This is a genomic window from Colwellia psychrerythraea, assembly GCF_000764185.1.
GTDB classification, from domain to species: domain Bacteria; phylum Pseudomonadota; class Gammaproteobacteria; order Enterobacterales; family Alteromonadaceae; genus Colwellia; species Colwellia psychrerythraea_B.
The window spans coordinates 72,860-91,261 of record NZ_JQEC01000047.1 but is presented as its reverse complement, the minus strand read 5'-3'; the positions used below and the strand labels follow the sequence as shown (position 1 = coordinate 91,261).

The 18,402-nt window shown below is 39.0% G+C and carries 16 protein-coding genes; 8 read left to right on the top strand and 8 right to left on the bottom strand.

All coding sequences use genetic code 11. The features are described 5' to 3' along the window. Position 1: 1 nt before the first annotated feature. Together GAB14E_RS05550 and GAB14E_RS05555 are read right to left on the bottom strand one after the other, a co-directional pair. Positions 2-550, bottom strand: a complete 549-nt coding sequence (locus GAB14E_RS05550) for a DsbE family thiol:disulfide interchange protein (RefSeq protein WP_033083587.1) — start codon at positions 548-550, stop codon at positions 2-4. A gap of 2 nt (positions 551-552) precedes the next feature. Then, positions 553-2,592 carry a heme lyase CcmF/NrfE family subunit gene (locus GAB14E_RS05555; RefSeq protein ID WP_033083611.1) on the bottom strand — a complete coding sequence of 680 codons (2,040 nt, stop codon included), beginning with the start codon at positions 2,590-2,592 and terminating at the stop codon, positions 553-555. A gap of 336 nt (positions 2,593-2,928) precedes the next feature. Here GAB14E_RS05555 and ccmA point away from each other — a divergent pair, with 336 nt between their 5' ends. The 5 genes from ccmA (at position 2,929) to ccmE (ending at position 6,205) form a co-directional block, all read left to right on the top strand. Continuing rightward, positions 2,929-3,588, top strand: coding sequence for a cytochrome c biogenesis heme-transporting ATPase CcmA (gene ccmA / locus GAB14E_RS05560; protein WP_033083586.1), 660 nt, complete (start codon positions 2,929-2,931; stop codon positions 3,586-3,588). A 274-nt stretch (positions 3,589-3,862) separates the two neighbouring features. Then, positions 3,863-4,516 (top strand): heme exporter protein CcmB, encoded by a 654-nt coding sequence (gene ccmB / locus GAB14E_RS0123310; RefSeq protein ID WP_033083610.1) that lies wholly within the window; start codon positions 3,863-3,865, stop codon positions 4,514-4,516. Positions 4,517-4,641: 125 nt separating this feature from the next. Beyond that, positions 4,642-5,385, top strand: coding sequence for a heme ABC transporter permease (locus GAB14E_RS05565; protein WP_033083585.1), 744 nt, complete (start codon positions 4,642-4,644; stop codon positions 5,383-5,385). A 38-nt stretch (positions 5,386-5,423) separates the two neighbouring features. Continuing rightward, positions 5,424-5,669, top strand: coding sequence for a heme exporter protein CcmD (gene ccmD, locus GAB14E_RS05570; RefSeq protein ID WP_033083584.1), 246 nt, complete (start codon positions 5,424-5,426; stop codon positions 5,667-5,669). Next, positions 5,669-6,205 carry a cytochrome c maturation protein CcmE gene (gene ccmE / locus GAB14E_RS05575; protein ID WP_033083583.1) on the top strand — a complete coding sequence of 179 codons (537 nt, stop codon included), beginning with the start codon at positions 5,669-5,671 and terminating at the stop codon, positions 6,203-6,205. Before ccmD ends, ccmE begins: the two co-directional genes overlap by 1 nt. Before the next feature lie 414 nt (positions 6,206-6,619). On the opposite strand, the gene GAB14E_RS05580 is transcribed toward ccmE, so the two are convergent. The 5 genes from GAB14E_RS05580 to GAB14E_RS05600 all read right to left on the bottom strand — a co-directional run bounded on the left by GAB14E_RS05580 (position 6,620) and on the right by GAB14E_RS05600 (position 13,560). Further along, the gene (locus tag GAB14E_RS05580) at positions 6,620-6,835 is read right to left on the bottom strand and encodes a TIGR02922 family protein (protein ID WP_033083582.1); all 216 of its coding nucleotides are present in this window, start codon (positions 6,833-6,835) and stop codon (positions 6,620-6,622) included. Between the two features lie 371 nt (positions 6,836-7,206). Further along, the gene (nagP, locus tag GAB14E_RS05585) at positions 7,207-8,523 is read right to left on the bottom strand and encodes an N-acetylglucosamine MFS transporter NagP (protein WP_081967873.1); all 1,317 of its coding nucleotides are present in this window, start codon (positions 8,521-8,523) and stop codon (positions 7,207-7,209) included. Positions 8,524-8,612: 89 nt separating this feature from the next. Then, positions 8,613-9,743, bottom strand: coding sequence for an N-acetylglucosamine-6-phosphate deacetylase (gene nagA, locus GAB14E_RS05590; protein ID WP_033083581.1), 1,131 nt, complete (start codon positions 9,741-9,743; stop codon positions 8,613-8,615). 59 nt (positions 9,744-9,802) lie between these two features. Continuing rightward, positions 9,803-10,717, bottom strand: a complete 915-nt coding sequence (nagK, locus tag GAB14E_RS05595) for an N-acetylglucosamine kinase (protein WP_033083580.1) — start codon at positions 10,715-10,717, stop codon at positions 9,803-9,805. 188 nt (positions 10,718-10,905) lie between these two features. Beyond that, a complete protein-coding gene (locus tag GAB14E_RS05600) occupies positions 10,906-13,560 on the bottom strand; it encodes a family 20 glycosylhydrolase (protein ID WP_081967872.1) in 2,655 nt (884 codons plus the stop codon). Between the two features lie 179 nt (positions 13,561-13,739). On the opposite strand from GAB14E_RS05600, the gene GAB14E_RS05605 reads away from it, so the two are divergent. The 3 genes from GAB14E_RS05605 (at position 13,740) to GAB14E_RS05615 (ending at position 16,829) form a co-directional block, all read left to right on the top strand. Continuing rightward, complete coding sequence (locus tag GAB14E_RS05605) at positions 13,740-14,456, top strand: DUF6445 family protein (protein ID WP_033083579.1); 717 nt, start codon at positions 13,740-13,742, stop codon at positions 14,454-14,456. 93 nt (positions 14,457-14,549) lie between these two features. Next, entirely contained in the window at positions 14,550-15,257 is a 708-nt protein-coding gene (locus GAB14E_RS05610) for a SapC family protein (protein ID WP_033083578.1), read from the top strand. A gap of 9 nt (positions 15,258-15,266) precedes the next feature. Then, positions 15,267-16,829 carry a tryptophan halogenase family protein gene (locus GAB14E_RS05615; RefSeq protein WP_033083577.1) on the top strand — a complete coding sequence of 521 codons (1,563 nt, stop codon included), beginning with the start codon at positions 15,267-15,269 and terminating at the stop codon, positions 16,827-16,829. A gap of 29 nt (positions 16,830-16,858) precedes the next feature. On the opposite strand, the gene GAB14E_RS05620 is transcribed toward GAB14E_RS05615, so the two are convergent. Beyond that, positions 16,859-18,388 carry a tryptophan halogenase family protein gene (locus GAB14E_RS05620; RefSeq protein WP_033083576.1) on the bottom strand — a complete coding sequence of 510 codons (1,530 nt, stop codon included), beginning with the start codon at positions 18,386-18,388 and terminating at the stop codon, positions 16,859-16,861. Positions 18,389-18,402 lie beyond the last annotated feature (14 nt).

The window sequence follows — 18,402 nt, the reverse complement described above, 5'->3', positions numbered from 1 at the left end:
GTTATTTCCCCTGATTTTTTTCTTCAACTAGCTGAGCAATTAATGGCTCAAACTCACGTCGCCATACTCTAGTATCAATGGCGCCAGCAAAACGTTTACGAATAATGCCATGATGATCAATAACAAACGTTTCCGGTGCACCATAAACACCTAAATCTAAACCTAAGGTACCTTCTTCATCAAAAATTGAAAATACATAAGGATCATCATAATTTTTCAGCCATTGCTGGGCTGCAGCCCGATCATCTTTATAGTTCAAGCCATAAAGTTTTACTTGTGGGTCTTTTGCTATATCAACTAAATACGGATGTTCGTATTTACAAGTTGGACACCATGTTGCCCAAACATTAACTAAGACAATATCACCTAACAAATCAACCTGAGTGACTACTTGTCCATTATCCTTTAGCGTTTTTAGTGCAAAAGCCGGCATTGTCTTACCCACTAATGCCGAGGGCATATCTTGTGGGTTAAGAGACAAACCTCGATATAACACTACACCTAAAGCGATAACTAAAATGAGTGGTAGAAAACGTATAAAACTGCCCATGTTTATGCCTCCGACACTTTTGCCGAACAAACTGTAGCAGCGGCCACGTTATTAGCCCGTGAGTCAGCCATCGCAGCAGACTCTGCAGCCAGTGCTTTTTTACGGCGATAACGTTTATCAAGCATAGAAAGAATGCCACCAATTCCCATGAAAATAGCACCTAACCAAATCCAACGAACAAATGGCTTATAGTGCACTCTTATTGCCCAAGCACCACCCGGTAATGGGTCACCTAAGGCAACATAGACATCCCGGAACAAACCAGGGTCAATACCGGCTTCGGTCATGCCCATGGTTTGCACACGATATTCACGACGCTCTGGTTTAAGTAAGCTAACAAAGTCACTTTCGTTTTCGCCAGTTACTTTATAAATATTAATTTGCCCCTGCTCGGCACTATAGTTTGGCCCTTCGACATGTTTAATGCCTTTGAACTCAATTTCATAACCAGAAACAGTAACTCTTTCGTTTAGCGACATTTTTACATTGGTTTCACTTTCATACATGGAAACAATAGTGACACCAACAATAGTGATAGCAATACCTGCATGAGCCGTTGCCATTCCTAAATGACTGGTAGTTAATTTTCCGGCTAATTGATATTGGTTTTTAACTTCTTTAACTACAACTAAGAAAACCCAAGTCGCTAAGGTGATACCCATGGCAACTAAAGCATTAAACTCACCGCCGTAAACCACTGGAAACATTAAGCCAAAAGCAATACTAAATACTGACGGTTTTAACAGTTGCTTGCTGAGCTCACCTTTTTTAGCTTTTTTCCAGCGAATTAAAGGACCGATACCCATAAAAATAAATAGAATACTCATTATCGGAATAAAAACGGCATTAAAATACGGAGGGCCGACCGAAATCTTCCCATAACCTAAGGCATCAACCAATAAGGGGTATAAAGTACCAAGAAGTACAGTCATCGTGGCAATAACCAATATAACGTTACAAAGTAGTAACGCTGTTTCACGGGAATAAAAAGCAAAACGTGAAAAACTCGCCACTTTATTAGCTCTAAAGGCATACAAGGTTAACGCTCCGCCCATCGCTATCGCTAAAATCACCAAAATGAAGATACCGCGAGAAGGGTCAGCTGCAAAAGAATGCACAGAAGTAATTACCCCTGAGCGTACTAAGAATGTGCCTAATAAACTTAAGCCAAAAGCAAATATTGCCAGTAAAATAGTCCAGTTTTTAAAAGTACCACGTTTTTCTGTTACCGCTAATGAGTGGATCAGTGCGGTACCAACAAGCCAAGGCATAAAGGATGCGTTTTCAACAGGATCCCAGAACCACCATCCGCCCCAGCCAAGCTCATAGTATGCCCACCAGCTACCAAGTGCGATACCTATAGTTAAAAATACCCAAGCACCTACTGTCCAAGGACGAGACCAGCGAGCCCAAGCGGCATCCATTTTTCCAGCCATTAACGCAGCAACGGCGAAAGCAAAAGCGACGGCAAAACCAACGTAGCCAAAATATAATAATGGCGGATGAATAATTAAACCGACATCTTGTAATAATGGATTTAAATCACGACCTTCCATGGGAACATTGGGCCATAAACGGTCAAAAGGATTAGACGTTAACAAGGTAAAAGCGATAAATCCGATAGCAATCATACCCATTACAGCTAAGACTCGAGCAATAAATTCCTCTTCAATAGCATCTGAAAAACGTGCTACTGCAGCAGTCCAGGCAGTTAGGGAGAAAACCCACAACAATAAGGAACCTTCATGCCCGCCCCAAACGGCACTGATTTTAAAATAATAAGGTAAATGAGTATTTGAATGACTGGCAATATATTTAACTGAAAAATCATCTACGACAAAACTATAGGCAAGAATGATAAGACTGATGCCAGTAAAGAGAAACATACCATAAGCTAATGGTTTGGCATATCCCATGAGTTTTTTCAAAGAACTCTGTTCTGGGCTATGAACACCTATTAATGGGATAAGACTTAAGCAAATAGAAAATGCTAAAGCAATAATAAGGGCTAAGTGACCAAGCTCAGGTATAAGCTCAGGCATTTGGGTTGCTACCAGGTCAGGTATCATTGAGTTCTCCGCTCTACTTCAAAAAAACAATTAACCTCTAATAATTAGTTTTCGATACTAATGAGGTTAAATATTACCGCGTCATACTAACATTTTATTAGGCGAAATATTAATGTAAATTAAGGGCTCAAGTTGTTTCATAATGTTACAACTTTCTGGGCTATGTTAATCTTGGCTATGGTATTATATCACCCAAAGTGATTATACGATCCATATCAAGGATTACTCGACAATCATACGCTAGAATTCACTCTCCTAGCTTAATGCGATAAACTTTTACTCAACGTTGATAAAGAATAAGTGAAGACATTGCCCAAACAAACCTCAACACCTTTGCTCAGTGCGGTAAAGTTAACCTGCATTCGAGAAGAACGCTTATTATTTGACGAATTATCCGTTGAAATAAATGCCGGTGATATTGTGCAAGTTGAAGGGCCTAATGGCTCAGGAAAAACCAGCTTACTACGCATTTTATCTGGCTTGTCTCAACCTTATGATGGTCAAGTTCACTATAAAGGCCAAGCTATTCATCGCTGCCGAGAAGATTTCCATGAAAATTTATTATATTTCGGTCATTTAGCCGGGGTAAAAGGCGAAATGACCGCAGAAGAGAATCTCGACTTTAATTTAGCCTTACACGGTAACAAAACAGATCAAAGCTTGGCTTATTTATCCAAAGTGAATCTCTCCGGCTTTGAAGATAGTTTGGCATCACATTTAAGTGCCGGTCAGCATAGACGTATTGCGTTGGCTCGCTTATATCAAAGTCATGCACCTATTTGGATTTTAGATGAGCCTTTTACTGCCATTGATAAACAAGGCGTTGCTAGCTTAGAGAAATTATTCACCACACATGCACAGCGCGGTGGTTGTATCATTTTAACCACACATCAAGATTTAATTAGCATTAAGCCAGAACAAATCAAAAAGATCACCTTAGATGATAGCTATGATAGTGCTTTTGATTAAGATACCCTTTACCATTTAAAGTGCACTATGAAACATGCATATTGAGTGATAACGAGTATATGTATTTCGTTTATAGCGTTTAGAGAAAAGTAACCAAATGACCCTAAAAACCCAGTCAACGCAAGAGACTGAAAAATTAACAGCTATTATCGATGATTCTGTAATCAAGGGTCTCGCGTTAGAAGGTGATACATTGCATAACTCAGAATTGCAAAACTCAGAGTTAACAAGTAACGCACAGTCATCAGCACAACTCTCTTATCGCCATGCTTTTATGTTGGTTTTGAAACGTGACCTTACCATTGCCATGCGCCATAAAGATGACATTATCAACCCCTTACTATTTTTTGTTATCGTCATTACCCTCTTTCCTTTGGGTATTGGTCCAGAAGCACAAACCTTAAGTCGAATTGCTCCAGGCATTATTTGGGTGGCAGCCCTGCTAGCAACACTTTTATCATTAGATCGTTTATTTAAATCTGACCACCTTGATGGCTCTCTCGAGCAAATGTTATTAAGTCCTCATCCAATTTTTGTATTAGTCTTAGCCAAAATATTTGCCCACTGGTTAATAACGGGTTTGCCAATTATCTTGATTGCGCCACTGCTAGCAGTACTGCTGCATTTAGATGAAAACAGTTATAGCGCATTGTTTCTTACCTTATTACTTGGCACACCTGTGCTTAGTTTGCTTGGCGCAGTGGGCGTTGCTCTTACCGTCGGCATAAAAAAAGGCGGCGTATTACTTAGCTTACTGGTGTTACCGCTTTACATACCGGTATTAATTTTTGCCACCAGTGCCATAGACACAGCAGCACTTGGCTTACCTTACAGCGGCCAACTTGCTATAATCGCCGCATTATTCTTTGGATCTTTAACGCTTGCGCCTTTTGCTGTTGGCGCAGCCCTCAAAGTGAGTACCAATTAACATGATAGGTGGCAAGTGGAAATGGTAACGCCCAATATAAACACGAAAGAGCACTGTTACTTTGTCATGAAGCATAACACGGTAATCCTGCCTTATAATCGACAAAAATTAGTGAGTATTAATTAATGTGGAAATGGTTACACCCTTACGCAAACCCTGAAGTGTCTTATCACCTTACCAATAGGTTGTTACCTTGGTTAAGCGCTTTCTCGGCCATTTTTCTAAGCATAGGCTTAGTCTGGGCATTATTATTTGCCCCTGCTGATTATCAGCAAGGACACAGCTTTCGAATTTTCTATATCCATGTACCTGCAGCTTCTTTATCTATGGGTATCTATGTATCCATGGCAATAGCAGCATTTAGCAGCTTAGTATGGCAATTAAAACTAGCCGATGCGTCTGCAGCAGCTATGGCGCCCGTTGGTGCAGCTTTTACTGCTATAGCATTAATTACCGGTGCTGCCTGGGGTAAACCTATGTGGGGAACTTGGTGGATTTGGGATGCACGTTTAACATCAGAACTTATCTTATTATTTTTGTACCTTGGGGTAATAGCTTTACATAATGCCTTTGAAGATAAAAACTTAGCGGGTAAAGCGGCTGGCATACTTACCTTGGTAGGTGTGGTAAACATACCAATCATTAAATACTCAGTAGAGTGGTGGAATACCCTGCATCAGGGCTCTACAGTTAGCAAATTAGGCAAACCATCCATGTCACTTGATATGTTATGGCCATTTATCTTTTGTTTTATTGGCTTTTCTTTCTTAGTTGCATTGATCATCTGTCTACGTTTTCGTAATGAAATTTTAGCGCGCAATAGCATTCGTCCTTGGGTGCGCGAGCTAGTTAAAAAACATAACAGTTAATTACAGCAAAATAGCGCAAAGTAGTAGGAGAGCACTCAATGCAATTTAATAGTTTTAGCGATTTCATCAATATGGGCGGTTATGGCTTTTATGTCTGGCTATCTTTTGGCACTGCCGCTTTGATACTTACAGCTTTATTGATCAGCTCTAAAGCTGGTCATCAGCAGATCATCGACCAAATAGCTAAGCGCAAGCAACGTGAAGATAAACTTCGCCAAGCCCGAGAGCTACGAAAGCAACAAAATGTACAGCAAAAAACAGAATTAAACGAGGTTACTGAATAATGAATCCACGCCGTAAAAAACGTCTCGCCATTGTTGGCTCTATCCTCATTGGCATCGGTGCTGTCGCCGGGCTGGTATTATATGCATTAAGTCAAAATATTGATTTATTTTTTACTCCTTCTGAAATCACTCAGGGTAAAAAAGAAACTGGTTTAAAGCCAAGTCTGGGTCAACGTATCCGTATAGGTGGTTTAGTGGTTCCTGGAACGGTAAAGCGCGATCCTGAAAGTCTTAAAGTATCATTTAAGCTTAGTGATATGACCATGCCTATTGTTTTCAAAGATAGTGACCCTATGGTTACTGTTTATTATGAAGGAATACTGCCTGACTTATTTCGTGAAGGCCAAGGTATTGTCGCCAATGGCACTTTGGCAGAACATCCGCCAACGGGATTAAGTATCGAAGCCAGTGAAGTACTTGCCAAACATGATGAAAATTATATGCCTGCGGAGTTAGCTGAGGCTGCAGGTCAAAAGCATGACAAAGCAACTTATAGTGAAAAACAATTAGAAAGTAAAAAAGCTAACAGCTATTAAGTCTAATTTCATTAAATGATTACTCAGTTGAGCGCCTTGCTTTGATTTATTTTTCCTATGCACAACAAGATCACAAACCTAATGAAACTGGTATAACTTAACCTCTGGATAATGAGTACTTGATGTTTAAGTAAAAACAATAACTTACGGTTATTAAGAACAGAATTTGTAAGATTAAGTAGATATATGCGCTATCAATGTTTCAATTTATTCAATTATCAAGGAAAACGTTTATGAATAACGGGTTATTTATCGACGTTTTAACGCTGAGAATCGGATAAAGGGGAATATTGAGCAAGTGCTGCTTATCCAGAGCTCAGGTTAACTTAATAAACAGACACAAAAAAGGTGACAATATTGTCACCTTTTTTTGTTGTTTTGCTTTACTTAACAGCACGGTTAAAAACGGTGAGATTAATTCCAGTACTCTTTAACAAGCCTGTCACCGATAATATTAATCACATCAACTTCGCCTTCACATACCGCTACAATAGTCTTACCACGTTTAAAATCTTGGGGAATGATCATATCGCCATAGGCGTTTAGTTTAAAACTCTGTGTTTTCCTGTACAGCTCTAATGCATCATCACAACAATAGATAACCGTTACTTTTCTTTTAGCTTCAGACATAACTAAATCCTTTTAAGTCATTAAATACTAAGTTTATTATTTCTTACCTCTCGCTAAGGAGACATTTACTTTTAATTCCCAAATCCATAAAAGTGGTTAAACCTTAACCAGAAAACTTATCATAGTACGCTTCAATCAGTTCGTCAATAGCTGGTACAACCAGTATTCAATGTTTTAAACAATCATTAATTCATCATTTATCACCTGACAACAAATATATTAAACCATTGAAATTAAGACATAAAAAAATCTCAGCGCAGCCAAATTTAAACAGAGCTGCATTGAGATTCTTTTTATTTTCGTTTAAATAACTATTTAAGTTACTTCTTATATAGTTATTTAAAACAACAATTAATCATTGGAGCCTTAATCTATTTCCAAGATTTCATTTTGCAGCCTTTAACAGCGTAGAATAAAATAAATAAATAACAAGGCAACATAACAACATAACCACTTTGTAGATCAACGGCTTGCCCGCTACTGCCACTTGCTAAACTCCAGAATAAAGGTCCAAAAGCACCACCTGAAATGCCCATAACTAACAACGCAGAGCCGACACTAGTTAACTTACCCATACCCGAAAGTGCTAACGGGAAGATAGCAGGCCAGACAATCGCATTCGCAAGGCCTAAGAAAGCAATTAAAATTAAAGTATCCGGTAATTGAACATCACCTAAAATAAATGATAGTGCATTAGCAATGGCAAAAGAGTTGTTATCACCAAAGATAACGCCAAAGCTTAATACTAAGCCTAAAACGGCTGATACCGTCAAAGCTCTTTGTTGTGAAATAAAACGTGGGATGAGCGCAATACCTAAGATGTAACCAAAAACCATACAAGCCATAGTGTATGAGGTCATAACGCTGTAACTTTCTACACCAAGAGCTAAGGCAAAAGCGCCAATAGTATCACCAGCGATAACCTCTACAGCAACATATAAAAATAAAGCCACCACACCAAGCGCCAAGTTCGGGTGACTCAACACTTCTTTAAGCTGACCTTTATTTTCACCCTCTTCGGCTTCACTTGCTAATTCAGGTAATGGAGCCTTGTTGATAGCAAAAGCTAATACACCAATAAAAATAGCTAATCCTAGATACGGCGTAATTAAGCTATTTGCCATGTCATCTATTTGCACTTGCGTTAATTCAGTACCAACGGTATCTGTAAAGCCACTTAAGATTAAAGCAGTAAATACTATTGGTGCAACCACACCTGCGCCTTTATTTAGTATGCCCATAATTGAAATACGTGCTGCCGCTGATTCTTCCGGCCCAATACGTACCACATACGGGTTAACTGCAGTTTGCAATAATGTTTGCCCTGCGCCCATTATTAATTGAGCTAACAAAAATAATGGAAACATTTGTGTTTTCGCTGCGGGGATAAACAATAAAGCGGCTAATGTCATTGTTGCTAGGCCAAGCGCCATACCATTTTTATAGCCGACTTTACGAATAATTGCCGCAGAAGGTAGCGCAGTAAATGTTACCGCAATGTAAAACGAAAATAATATCAATGACGCTTGAAATGGCGTTAAACTCAATACTTGCTGTAGATATGGCATCAATGAGCCATTCATCCAAGTGACGAAACCTAATATGAAAAATAACCCGGCGATGATTACCATAGGCAGTGCATTACTTTGCTTTTTCTCTTGTTTTTCTTGCGTGAGTGACATTTCCATAACTTCCTCGTTAACTTGCATTATTGTTATAATTATTACGTAAATTGAATGGCTACTAAATTTTCACTCAGTAACAGCTAAATTAGTTACTAAACTTTTTGGCCTGAAATCCAGGTCTCTTTTACCGATAAATCATCATTTAATACCACCATATCAGCTCGTTTACCTTCTGTAAGCTCACCACGAATAGTTGTTTGGTTTTGGTATAAATATTCTGCTGGATATAAGCTGCCCATACGAAGTGCCTCATCTAAAGCAATGCCTAAGCCTTGGTGGGTATTTTTTACTGCACTTGCCATATCTAATGAAGAGCCAGCTAACTCACCAGTTGTTGAGGTAAGCTTGCCATTATCTACGTACACAGTACGGTCATATAAAGCGAATTGAGTTTGGTTTGTACCCACTGGCGGCATAGCATCAGTTACCAAAAATACTTTGCCTTGTGGTTTAGCTTGAATTGCTAACTTACAACTAGCGTAATCGACATGAAAGCCATCAACAATAAGACCACAACTGGTATTATTGTTTATTAGTGCAGCACCAACAACGCCAGGTTCACGCCCTTGCAGTGGTGACATGGCATTGAATAAATGGGTAAAGCCACTTGCGCCAGCATCGATAGCTTGTTGAGTGGTTTGATAATCGGCATTGGTATGACCTAGGCAAACTTTAATACCCAAGTTAACCATACGCTTAATATCATCGCTACTGACAGTTTCAGGCGCTAGGGTTACAATAACCTGACCAATATCTTGCCGTGAAAGTACCTGCCACTCAGCGTCTGAGATAGGACGAATATAATCAGCACAATGCGTACCTTTTTTCTCAACAGATAAATGTGGCCCTTCGAAATGCACACCGACAATACCAGGTACTGCCTCAGCAAGTGCTTGAGCGATAGCATCAGCCGCTTGTTGCATCACTTCAACTTTGTCGGTAATTAATGTTGGCATCATTGCCGTCGTACCAAACTTGGCATGTGCTGCCATGATAGTTTTTAAGTTATTAACTGATGGAGAGTCATTAAACAAAGCGCCGCCACCGCCGTTAACTTGTAAATCAATATAACCGGGAACAACAAGACCTGTAGCGATAACATCCACATTAGCTGTATTTTGGTCAATATCGGTAATGACACCGTCAATTATGGTCAACACTTGATCATCGAGAAAATTTTGTCCGTCAAAAAGTCGTTGAGCATGAAAGCGTGTTTGCATCATTTGGTGTCCTTAATTATCAAGTTCAAATAGTAAGCTTATTATATTGGTTTTATATTGTATTATGCCGATTGCTGCATGGACTCTTTAGCCTGCTGTTGCCTTGCATAAATAACAGAGCCAACTTCAGGTGGATTTAACGGCTCTGCAAGCTCGACTTTAATCTCATCGGCTAACCACGACTTTAATCGCGGTGTCAAACCGCCAAGCATAGACATACGGGGTGGATTTTTAGCCGTCAAAGTACGAGCTATATTATTAATATACTCTGCGCCTTCATCAACAATCGCTAAGGCAACTTTATCACCTAGCTCTGCGGCATCGAATACTAAGTTTGCTTGCTGCGCATAAAATGTTGCTTTTTTACTGGCCACAGCTTCAACTAAGTCAGTATCATCATTACAGTTAAGTTTGTTTAACAGTACCGCTGACATCACTGTTGGCGAAACCAAACCATCGAGTGATAATAAAACTTGTTTTACACCTTGTAAGCCAAACCAAGCGCCACTGCCTTTATCACCATGAGGAAAACCATGAGCGCCAACAATGGTGTGTTGTTCATCTACACAAGCAAAACCGCACGAGCCAGTGCCGCTGATCATCACAGCACCATCACCACCGTTATGAGCACCTAAACAAGCGATTAATAAATCAGTCGCTAGATGCATAGTTTTAAACGGGTGCTGCCAAGCAGACATTTTATCAAACAACACAGGTAAGTTAACACCCGCTAAGCCAACACCAGCAATTATTTCATTCAGCTCTATGTGCGCTAAACCGGCATCTGCTAAAGCTAAGTGTGCAGATTCAGTTATTGAGTTAGTTGCTTGCTCAAAACCGTGCAAGGGGTTACCCGGACCTGAAATGCCTGTACCAAGTATTTCATTATCTTTATTCATGACAATGGTTTTACATTTGCTGCCACCACCATCAATACCTAAAAATAATTCATTGTTTTTATCACTACTTGTCAGCATACCAATCCCATGTTAACTGTTCATACAATAATTTTTGATTTTTCATCTTAGCCATAAATGACAGCGTTGTCATTTACTTTTTAGCATAAAATATCAGCTTTTTTCAAAAGTGTTACCAAATGTAAACTAAGCAACTGATAATATTGAAAAAATATCAGCTAGTTAATTTTAGCCCTATTATTAAATTACTATTTAACTTGGGTTATTCGGCTGGCCCTTAGCCCATTTATACTGCGACTTCGAATGTTTACCTGTCCTGAAACTTCGGTAGGCTCTTGATACGTAAGCCAGTTACCACCATTGACTTGATATTCTATAGTCAAACCAGGGAAAGCAATATTAGCGTGTAATTTACCTGCTTTAATAATTGCGCCAACGGTAGGTAGGCGGTAATCAATTTCTGCTAACTCAAGCTTAGCAAACTCTTTTTCTCCTAAAGTATTAGCAAATACCGCCCACTCGCTATCACGTTTATGTTGCATTTTAGAGTTGAAAGTATCCGTTTGTTGGGAATATTTAGCACCTTGGTAATTATATGGTACAGCCCAGTCTGCTAGGTGCCAAGAACGCTCAGCTAAGGCTAATAGCCGTGGAAAGACCTTATGTTCAACCATATCATCGGTGCGAACATTTTCACTCCACAATTGGCCTTGAATACCCAAGAATTTTTGACCTGCTGCTAATGGTGTTTTTGTATCATCGGCAATATAAGCATTATCTTGTCTGTCTAACCAAAACTCAGCATGAACGGGTAAGTTATCAGGCATAAATTGAAATACTTTTTCTGTATTGGTATGACGTGACGCCCAATAATAACCATGCTCTTTGGGATCTGCCTCATGTGGAAAGTCGAAATATAATACATCAGGGCTAGAGATAACGACTTGCCAATCTCGGTTAGCTAATAGATGAACCTTATCGTGGCCTCCCCAAAATAACGCGTCCCAGGCGTTGGCTTGTACAATAGCAGGCATATTTTCTTTTCGGGTATGTTCCATACCATCGCTCCAACCTGCGGTTTCAATATCAAGTTCAGATAAAATCCCGGCAACACGTTCAATAAAGTAAGCACCCAGCTCACTCATTTGTGTCACACCTTTATCGTTATTAGCGACAAAAGCTTTACAGGCTGGCGAGTCTAACCAGGCACCCGCAGTTTCATCCGCGCCAATATGATAGCGAGTAAGCGGCTGGCCAGCATCGGCATGAATTTTTTTCACTTGAGTCATCACTTCGACAATAAAATCATAAGACGACTCTAAACAAGCATTAATGGTGTTATCACCATAAAATTGCACTGAAGAGTATTTGGTCGTATCGTCAAAATCTTCAAGTAGAAACTGTTTAGCTTTAGCTTCATCTTCTAAGGCTTGATACTTTTTATAACGTGCAGTCATCGCCTTAATTGAGGCACGAGAATGACCCGGCATATCAAGTGATGGGATCACTTGAATATGTCGAGCACTAGCTGCTTTTAAAATGTCGTGATAATCACTAACACTGTAATAACCACTGACTGATGAGTTTTCATCAATGCCAGCACCCAGTTGAGGCATTAAACAATTTTCTTCGCTAGCATCAAAGCAGCGCTTGGCACCAATATCCGTAAGTTCAGGTAAGCTGGGAATTTCTAAACGCCAACCCTCATCATCACCAAGGTGTAAATGCAGTTTATTTAACTTGTAAGCTGCCATTTGATCTAACAGTTTTAAAATAAATTCTTTTGAATGAAAATTACGCGCAACATCTACTAACATGCCACGAAATGCATAATGCGGTTCATCATCAACCGTTAATTCTGGTATACGATTTTCACCCACTGTGACCAAGCTTGCTAATGATTGCAAACCGTTAAATACGCCATTAGCATCAACACCTACTATGATAATTTCTTCTGCCGTGACGTTTAAGTTGTAACTTCCAATCACTTTATTGCCATTACCACTAATGCTTAAACGTAACGGTAAACCTTGAAGATTTTGGTTAACCCCAAGCGTGGTTAACCGTGCAAGTGCCGCATCGACATCTTTGTGTTTAACGTTACCAAGCGATACAGCCACACCTTGGCTAATATTAGCAAATCCCCTATTCGCATCGATATTTACCGATTTAGGCGTAGGAATAATTGCCTGTATTACCGCTAACTTGTCTTGTACAAGTACTGAATTACGCTGATAAAGCTTTGCACTCGTTAACCACTGGGTTTTATCTGACGCTGTACGTTTAAACTGAGCATTACTATCGGTGAAAGTTTCAACATGAGGAAGTATTTCTAACCCCGTGTCTTTATCAATGAAAGGCACTGTGCTTTCAATAACTCTCGCTTCAAGCCTAGGTGCGCTAACAATATAGTTAGGCATAACATCAGACTCTGCTAATGACCAAAACATAGCACGGAAGTTTAAGGTTTTTTTCTCGTTAGCAGCAAAGCCAGAAAAGTTATCTTTTAGGCTGATTTGATGTAAATCGCCATTAAGGTGTTTAACCGTAAAATCATCACTTTCAAATGATTGAATTGGCGCTATTTGACTAAAATGAATAGTCCAGTCTTTAGCGGCAATAACTTGTTTAGCAGTAAAGGTTAACTGCACTTCAAAACAAGCGCCATCGGCAACTTTGCTATCACACTTATCACTTGGAATATTAGTAATAACACGATAGTTAACATCTAGGTTTTTCGCAATATTGTCAATATCATTTTGGGTGACTGAATAAATGGCCTGTAGGTTAATTTTTTCACCGGTATCAATTGCTGGTTTTGGGGATTTCTCACAACCGAGTAAAGTTAAGCTGGCGACAATAGTAAGCGCCAACATTTTTTTATTCAACTTGTTGATGTGCATTTAAAAGGACCTTTTGCAGCTTAAAGTGAATAAGCTGACCTGCTTTAGATGTTAATATTAAGCTAACTATCCATAATTTTGACAGCGCTGTCAAATCTAAGTATATTGATTTGTTACTATGTTAATTTATTAAATTTAAATCCAAACTGTCAGTATTAATATCATTTATGATGAGTAACATGAAAAACATAAAAGTAAATCCCGACTACAACCTACAAAGAATCCCTATCCCAGGGACCCCTTTACATGCAATAGTTGTAGATGAATTTCTATTTAATACTGATACAGTTACACACTTTGCCCATAACATTGCTTATTTCAATCCAATGTTCTCTGATAATACGCTATTTCCCGGCATGCGAGACAAAATGCCAATGCCATACACTCGATTATTAAAGTGTTTTTTTGAAAAAATAATTTTACCAAAGATAAAAACACAATCTTCTTACCAATCCAATTTTCATAGCAGCTTGTTATCATTGGTGACTTGCCCCCCATCAGAGTTAGCAATAAATCAAAAAATGCCGCACGTCGACTCTTGCAATAACGACGATTACGCTTTTGTTCACTATTTTTCTGCACAATCGCTAGGTGGAACTAGCTTCTATTGTTACAAACCCAAACAGCTAATTGAGTTTAAACAAGAACACAAACCTGTATTACCGGAAATGATTACTCAAGTAACCAATAGTCCTAATGATCACCTTAGTTATATTACGGCTAGTACAAGCCTTTTTGATCAAATACTCACTATTGAAGCAAAATTTAACCGTTTAGTTATTTATCCAGCAAACGTTTTACATAGCGCCAACTTGACTTCACCGAATAGTTATTGTGGTGATATTAATCGGGGTAGATTATCTATATCTTCGTTTGCGAGTATCACTAACAGGTAGCATTAATTCAGCGGTCAATACGCTTTGTTGTATTAACTAAAGAAGTAACCCGATAAATAACTATAAAAAGACAACTCAGGAGTATACATTTTCATGACCCCTTTAAATAACAAGCTACACGCAAACCTAAAAATACAACAAGCTAATGACGTTTCTCGCTTTAAAAATCAACAGTTAATACCGATAACAGTACAAGACTTTATTCCTTTATCGACTGAGTTCCCGATTGTTTTCGTAAAAAATGAAGACACTGGACAATTCACCAGTGTTGCCATGATGGCTATTCGCACCGGAGTTAACCTTTATTGCCAAGAAACTAAATGGTCTTGTGCTGTTACTCCTGTTGGGTTTCATAACGCGCCACTCTCTTTAGTCAAAACGAGTGAAAACAGCGATGAAGTAATGGTTTGTTTTGATGAAAAAAGTAACTTTATGAGTGCCGATAGTGGTGAAGCGTTATTTGATGTAGAAGGCCAGCAAACTGAGTTTTTAAATCGAAGAATACAGGCGCTATTAAGCGTTGCAGAGTTTACGGAACAAACTCAAACGATTATTAATATTTTAGCCCGAAAAAAACTACTTATCTCAAAACAGTTAAATGTAAAACTAGCAAGTGAACAAGAACCAACTTTAATCAGTGGTATTTACCTTGTTGATGAAAAAGCATTAAACGCGCTATCCTCTGAAGAGTTTGAAGACTTGCGTACTAAGGGTTTATTGCCATTAGTTTACGCGCACTTAGCCTCATTACATCAAATAACACGATTAACGATGAAGCAAAACGCATTCGAAGCAAAATAGAGATAACTTATGTCAGTAATAAACTCACAACCTAAAAAAATAATAATACTTGGCGGAGGTAGTGCAGGATGGATGACTGCAAGCCTGCTTGATAAAGCTTGGGCTGATAAGGGAACTGAAATATTACTGATAGAGTCTGATCTGATAAATAAAATAGGTGTTGGTGAAGGTTCCACCCCCTCGTTACGTTTGTTTTTCAATCATTTAGGTATTAGCGAACAAGAGTGGATGCCTGAGTGCAATGCGACTTATAAATGTGGCATTAGCTTTCCAGGTTGGACAAACCGTGACGATCCGGCTTATGCTGACTTTCCAGCTTATATACATCCATTTTATTCGAAGGCCGACTGGAAAACGGGTAATGCTTTTATGCATAACGCACGTTTAAGACGTGATGGTATAGATGTACCCGCCCACCCCGATGATTATTGGCTTCAATCATATTTAGCCAAGCATTTCAAAGGACCAATAGCTTCACAAAAATTAAGAGATGAAATGGATTATGGTTACCATTTTGACTCTGCCTTGGTTGGTGATTTTTTAAAAAAACGTCTGTTAAATAAAGGATTAAGCCACTTAGTTGATACTGTCAATGATGTGATACTAAATGACAAAGGTGAAATTTCTAGTGTTGTGACTAAAGATAATGGCGCGCACACGGCTGATATTTTCATTGACTGTACAGGCTTTGCAGCACGACTTATAAGGGGCGCACTTAAGGTTGATTTCATCGATTACAGTGATTGCTTATTTAATGACAGAGCTATTGCCATACAATCACCCATAGATTGTACTCAAGACATTCCATCTCAAACAACGTCTACAGCGCTATCTTCTGGCTGGGCTTGGCGTATCCCACTGATTAACCGCTATGGAAATGGTTATGTATATTCGTCTAAATATCTTAGTGATGGAGAAGCAGAGAAAGAACTTAGAGATCATATTGGTCCAAGCTGCAAGAATCAGGATGCTAGAGTAATAAAAATGCGTCTAGGTCGTTTAAGTCAACATTGGTATAAAAATGTACTTGCTGTTGGTCTATCACAAGGATTTATAGAGCCTTTAGAAGCAACCGCCTTAATGTTAATTCAGCACACCGTCGAATCTTTCATTGGTGATTACCAAGACATGTTTGCAAAAAAACGTGACCTATGTGTACAGCAGGATATTTATAATAGCCAGTTAAACAAGGTGTTTGAGAGTATAAAAGACTATATTGTCGCTCATTACCGGTTAAATTCACGCACAGATAGCCAGTACTGGCGGGACAATAGAGAAAATAAAAACAACTCGGCTCGCCTTAATGCTCTGCTTTCTGCTTGGCATACACAAGGTGCTGATTTTGAAGCAGAGTTGCATAATCATAATGCTGAGTTAACCTATTTCGCGCCTAGCTGGTATTGTTTATTTGCCGGTAAAGGTCACTTTCCTGCCTCGCTAAATAAACCTTCCGCTAATACAAAGGTAGCGCCAACAGCTGAAATCATAAAATATTGTCAACATGTTAGTCAGCAGTTTTATAATCATAATGAGCAACTTGAAAAAGTGTACGGTAACCGGTGGCCTAAATAAGTAAACACATTTCAGGACAAGACACATAATTAAACGGCCTGTAAGCCATACCGTTTGATTTTATTTATCAATTCCCGATGATTAGGTAACTGCTGATTAAGTTTTGCTGATATTGCTTTTATGCCTTCTGCATGTGCCTTTGCCTTATCATGGTACTGAGTCGATAGAGGTGACAACTTAGTTTTATAATTCATTCCGTAAAGTAAGTATAAATAATTATCATAGTCAAACACTTCAAATTTACTAAAGAAGTCTTCCTTTTGTGGGCTAAATTGTTGCCATAAATCTAAACGAGCCTTTAGTGTGTCTGGAATAGTGTCTGCTTTTTTATTATCGAGCCAAAACTGAGAATCTTCTCGGTCTGAAATACAGTAATGTAACTTTATAAAATCAACAACCCGATTCCATGCATAACCCATAACATGATTAAAACGCTGCTCTAATACTGCCATTTTCTCCTCTGACTCAGGAAAACGGTCTACTAAAAAGCTTGCTGCAAAGTCGGTCAATAAAATAGAAGTGGCTTCTAATGGCTCTAAAAAACCTTGCGCTAAACCTAATGACACACAGTTTTTATGCCAAAACTTCTCTCTGTGCCCTACTTTCATTGGCAGTTTACGATAGGAGAGCCCTGTTGGGTTTCCTTTTAAATAATAATCGAGTTTACGGCTCGCCTCCTCATCAGACATATGATTATTTGAATAAACAAAACCTACACCTCTCCGATTGGTCAAAGCTATATCCCAAATCCAGCCAGCCTGATGTGCAGTTGCTACTGTATAAGGTGGGATTTCGTCACTCTCTTTGGTTGGTACTTGCACCACTAATGCTGAATTAACGAGCAACTCTTTAGACTTATCAACAAAAGGGATATTAAGTGCCTGGCCTGACAGTAATGATTCGAAACCAGTGCAATCAAGGTAAAAGTCATATTCAAGCTTGCCAAGCTCCTTGGTGTTTAACGCCGCGATAGCGCCAGAGTCACTTAATTCGACATTAATAACATTTGCCTTAATATGACAAACACCAAACCGTGCAACCGCATTCTTAGACAATAAGTGAGCAAACTTAGCGGCATTCAAATGGTAGGCATAACCTAATGTTCCTTCATATTCTGGAGTAGTAATCGATTTGGGCGCTTTTTTATGCTCACAAGCACTGTGTTGAGGAGAAACCATATCTGCGTAAATTTTATCTTGCCCAAACTTGAGCCAATGTGCGGTAAGATCTTCGCCAAACTTACTTGGCGCATCGAAGAGGTGATGAAAGAAGTTATCCGAACCGTGCTTTTTTTTATCCATCCAATTGACAAATTTGATGGATTGCTTAAACGTTACATCACACTCACGAATAAACTCAGTTTCACTAATACCAAAGCTTGATAAAGTCTTCCTTATATTTGGTACTGTGCCCTCCCCAACACCAATAGGTGCAATGTCCGGAGATTCAATTAAAGTGACTGTTATCGCATCATTGTGCTTAAACTTCTTACCTAAATGGTTTGCAGCTAACCAGCCTGCCGTTCCACCACCAACGACAACAATTTTTTTCATGGGCATTATTCCTAATAAAT